4 protein-coding genes and 1 pseudogene are annotated in these 3,778 nt (G+C 58.5%); all 5 read right to left on the bottom strand.

The features are described from left to right. A pseudogene (locus tag M0974_RS27525) lies at positions 1 to 274 on the bottom strand (sensor histidine kinase); the annotation flags it as partial. Positions 275 to 443: 169 nt separating this feature from the next. Continuing rightward, the gene (ureC, locus tag M0974_RS27530; RefSeq protein WP_297844637.1) at positions 444 to 2,144 is read right to left on the bottom strand and encodes an urease subunit alpha; all 1,701 of its coding nucleotides are present in this window, start codon (positions 2,142 to 2,144) and stop codon (positions 444 to 446) included. 160 nt (positions 2,145 to 2,304) lie between these two features. Then, a complete protein-coding gene (locus tag M0974_RS27535; RefSeq protein WP_297844640.1) occupies positions 2,305 to 2,613 on the bottom strand; it encodes an urease subunit beta in 309 nt (102 codons plus the stop codon). Then, the gene (locus M0974_RS27540) at positions 2,610 to 3,146 is read right to left on the bottom strand and encodes a GNAT family N-acetyltransferase (protein WP_297844643.1); all 537 of its coding nucleotides are present in this window, start codon (positions 3,144 to 3,146) and stop codon (positions 2,610 to 2,612) included. The genes M0974_RS27535 and M0974_RS27540 overlap by 4 nt, the downstream gene beginning before the upstream one ends. Positions 3,147 to 3,178: 32 nt before the next feature. Further along, complete coding sequence (locus M0974_RS27545; protein WP_297844646.1) at positions 3,179 to 3,718, bottom strand: GNAT family N-acetyltransferase; 540 nt, start codon at positions 3,716 to 3,718, stop codon at positions 3,179 to 3,181. Positions 3,719 to 3,778: the final 60 nt, after the last annotated feature.

Below are 3,778 nucleotides of genomic sequence, written 5' to 3' on the forward strand. Positions count from 1 at the left end.
ACCCCACGTTGTGCCTCAGCTCACCATGACTGGCAGCCGCTTCGTCCAGCGAGGGTGTTTTTTCCGGGCCTTCACCTTTGGCTTTGGCCGTTTGCTCACCCTTGGTTTGCGCGGTGTCCATGTCCCGGGCAGACGCTAAAAGGATTGCCCTGGAGTGATCCCGCAGACCCTCACGGTTCATGGAGTCTGCTGCCGGTTGAATAGTTTTCGCGAACGCTTCCCACTCATCAACGATCCGGTCCACATTCTGGACGATGAATTGGGAAAGGCGCATGGATGATTTCCTGTTAGACAGACGCGATGAGCGGTGTCGCATAGTAGCGCTTTTGCTTAACCTGAAAAACCCGCTTTTGGCGGGTACAAATGGCAAAACCTGTTATCTCCTGTGCGCTGCCGCCACGTCTTCGACGCCGCGCTGTCGCGCAGCAAGCGCGCTCCTACAATCAGAACAAAAAGTACCTCTGCGCCATGGGCAGTACTTCAGCCGGTTCGCACCATAACAACACGCCGTCGGCCTTGACCTGATAAGTCTGCGGGTCGACGTCGATGGCTGGCAGGTAGTCGTTGTGAATCAAGTCGGACTTCTTCACGTTACGGCAGCCTTTGACCACGCTGATGGTTTTTTTCAGCCCCAGGGATTCCGGGATGCCGGCGTCCTTGGCAGCCTGGCTGATGAAGGTCAGGCTAGTGGCGTGCAGTGAGCCGCCATAGCTGGCGAACATCGGGCGGTAATGCACCGGTTGTGGGGTTGGGATCGAGGCGTTGGCGTCGCCCATCAGGCTGGCAGCGATGGCGCCACCCTTGAGGATCAGGCTCGGTTTGACACCGAAAAACGCCGGGCGCCACAGCACCAGATCGGCCCATTTGCCCACTTCGATAGAGCCCACTTCATGGCTGATGCCGTGGGTGATCGCCGGGTTGATGGTGTATTTGGCGATATAGCGCTTGGCGCGGAAGTTGTCATTGCCGGGGCCGTCCTCCGGAAGCTGGCCGCGCTGCTTCTTCATTTTGTCGGCAGTCTGCCAAGTGCGCATGATCACTTCGCCGACGCGGCCCATGGCCTGGCTGTCGGAGCTGATCATCGAGAACGCACCGAGGTCATGCAGGATGTCTTCGGCGGCGATAGTTTCGCGGCGAATACGGCTTTCAGCGAAGGCGACGTCTTCGGCGATGCTCGGGTCCAGGTGATGGCACACCATCAACATGTCCAAGTGTTCGTCGATGGTGTTGCGGGTGAACGGCCGCGTTGGGTTGGTCGAGCTGGGCAGCACGTTAGGTAAACCGCAGGCTTTGATGATGTCCGGTGCGTGTCCGCCGCCAGCGCCTTCGGTGTGGTAGGTGTGAATCGTGCGGCCCTTGAACGCAGCCAAGGTAGTTTCGACGAAACCTGACTCGTTCAGCGTGTCGGTGTGGATCGCCACCTGTATGTCGTATTGATCGGCCACGTTCAGGCAGTTGTCGATGGCTGCTGGCGTTGTGCCCCAGTCTTCGTGCAGCTTCAAGCCTATAGCACCGGCTTTGACCTGTTCGATCAAAGGGCCTGGCAGGCTGACGTTGCCTTTGCCGGTAAAACCGATGTTCATCGCAAACGCGTCGGCGGCCTGGAGCATGCGCGCCAGATGCCAAGGGCCTGGCGTTACGGTGGTGGCGTTGGTGCCCGTTGCCGGACCGGTGCCGCCGCCGATCATGGTGGTGACGCCGCTCATTAGCGCCTCTTCGATTTGCTGCGGGCAAATGAAGTGAATGTGGGTGTCGACGCCGCCGGCGGTGAGGATCATGCCTTCGCCAGCAATCACTTCAGTGGCCGCACCGACGGCGATGGTGACGCCAGGCTGAATATCGGGGTTGCCAGCTTTGCCGATGGCGGCGATGCGGCCATTTTTCAGGCCGACATCCGCTTTGACGATGCCCCAGTGATCGATGATCAGCGCGTTGGTGATCAAGGTGTCGACCACCTCGTCAGCCATCAATTGGCCTTGGCCCATGCCGTCGCGGATAACCTTGCCGCCGCCGAACTTCACTTCTTCGCCATAGACGGTCAAGTCTTGCTCGACCTCAATCCACAGCTCGGTATCGGCCAACCGCACGCGGTCGCCGACAGTGGGGCCGAACATGTCAGCGTAAGCTTGTCTGGAGATTTTCATGGGCGATCCTTAAATCCAAAATCAGTTTGAGGCGACCGCGATCCTGTAGGAGCTGGCTTGCCTGCGATAAGGTCCGAAGGACCTTCAAAATATTGGGTTGAACGCTACGTTCGCGTGTGACCACGAAAAATCGCGAGCAAGCCCGCTCCTACAAGGGTAATCAATCCAACTCGCCCATCACCCGTCCAGCAAACCCGAACACCCGGCGATGCCCAGCCAGGTCGACCAACTTCACATCCCGCGACTGGCCCGGCTCGAAGCGCACGGCGGTGCCTGCAGGGATGTTCAAGCGCATGCCGCGGCTGGCGGTGCGGTCGAAGGTCAGTGCGTCGTTGGTTTCGAAAAAATGAAAATGCGAGCCCACCTGGATCGGACGGTCACCGCTATTGGCAACGTTCAGGCTGATCGTGCGGCGACCGACATTCAGTTCGATATCGCCGGGCTGGATCTGATATTCGCCAGGAATCATGCGGTCTTCCTCGACAAGGTTTTGTAATAGATGGCGGTCGGTTTGTACTCACCGTCAGGGTTGCAGGCGTAGTCGGGCAATTTGCCAATGTTGATGTAGCCCATCGAGCGGTAGAAGGTTTCGGCGGGGGATCCGGCTTCGGTGTCCAGGTACAGCAACCCGCGTTTGTGCTGTTGCGCGGCCTGTTCCAGGGCACTGATCAACTGCCCGCCCAGACCTCGCCGTTGCGCCGGCTTCAGCACCAAGAGTTTTTGCACTTCGGCACGGTTCAGGCCGTTAGGTTTTTGGCACAGTGACAACTGTACGCTGGCCAATACCTGCTCTTCCTGAACCACCACCCACAATAGCCGTTCGCCCTTTTCCAGCTCTGCCCGCACGCCGTCGAAATAGGCCAGAGCCTGCTCAGGCTGCACGCTCGCCATGAAGCCTATCGACGCGCCTTGCTTCACCGCATCTAGCAACAAATCAACCAAACCCTGACGGTAATGAGGGTAGCTTTCGGCGTTGACACGACGTAACTGGGCGGCGTTCATGGGGTGGGTCTCCTCTTTCTTGTAGGTGCAGCTTATAGGGGCGGCGAGCGCGGCGCCGAGGGCGCAGCATCGGGTGTCAAATTCAGTTGCATGAACGTCAGGTCCAGCCAGCGACCGAACTTGGTGCCGACCTCGGCCATCTGGCCGGTAATTGTAAACCCGAGGCGCTGATGCAGGCTCACGGATGCCCTGTTACCGCTTTCGATGGCGGCGACCATCATGTGCTTGTCGCACACTCGGGCGCGCTCGATCAATGCGTTCATAAGCTGTGGTCCCAGACCATTGCCACGCTGGTCGGGACGCACGTAAACCGAATGTTCAACGGTATGGCGAAAGCCATCGAACGGGCGCCAGTCACCAAATGAAGCGTAGCCGAGCACTTCTTCCTGAGCGTCGACGATCACTAGGATGGGATAGCCCTGAGCCTGTCGGGCGTCGAACCAGGCTTTACGGTTTGTAAGGTCGACTGCCTGTTCATTCCAGATCGCCGTGGTGTTAAGCACCGCGTCGTTGTAAATATCGAGAATGCCTTTGAGGTCGGCTTCCAGTGCGTCACGAATGAGGTACGTCATCAAAAAACTCTTATCCTAAAATTAGGCAATCGGTTGGTGCACGGTCACCAGTTTGGTGCC

This window comes from Pseudomonas sp. (assembly GCF_026224925.1).
Lineage (GTDB): Bacteria > Pseudomonadota > Gammaproteobacteria > Pseudomonadales > Pseudomonadaceae > Aquipseudomonas.

Bases quoted from the DNA above. Each gene is read 5' to 3' on its own strand.
- ureC (WP_297844637.1), bottom strand. From the start codon at position 2,144: ATGAAAATCTCCAGACAAGCTTACGCTGACATGTTCGGCCCCACTGTC.
- M0974_RS27535 (WP_297844640.1), bottom strand. From the start codon at position 2,613: ATGATTCCTGGCGAATATCAGATCCAGCCCGGCGATATCGAACTGAAT.
- M0974_RS27540 (WP_297844643.1), bottom strand. From the start codon at position 3,146: ATGAACGCCGCCCAGTTACGTCGTGTCAACGCCGAAAGCTACCCTCAT.
- M0974_RS27545 (WP_297844646.1), bottom strand. From the start codon at position 3,718: ATGACGTACCTCATTCGTGACGCACTGGAAGCCGACCTCAAAGGCATT.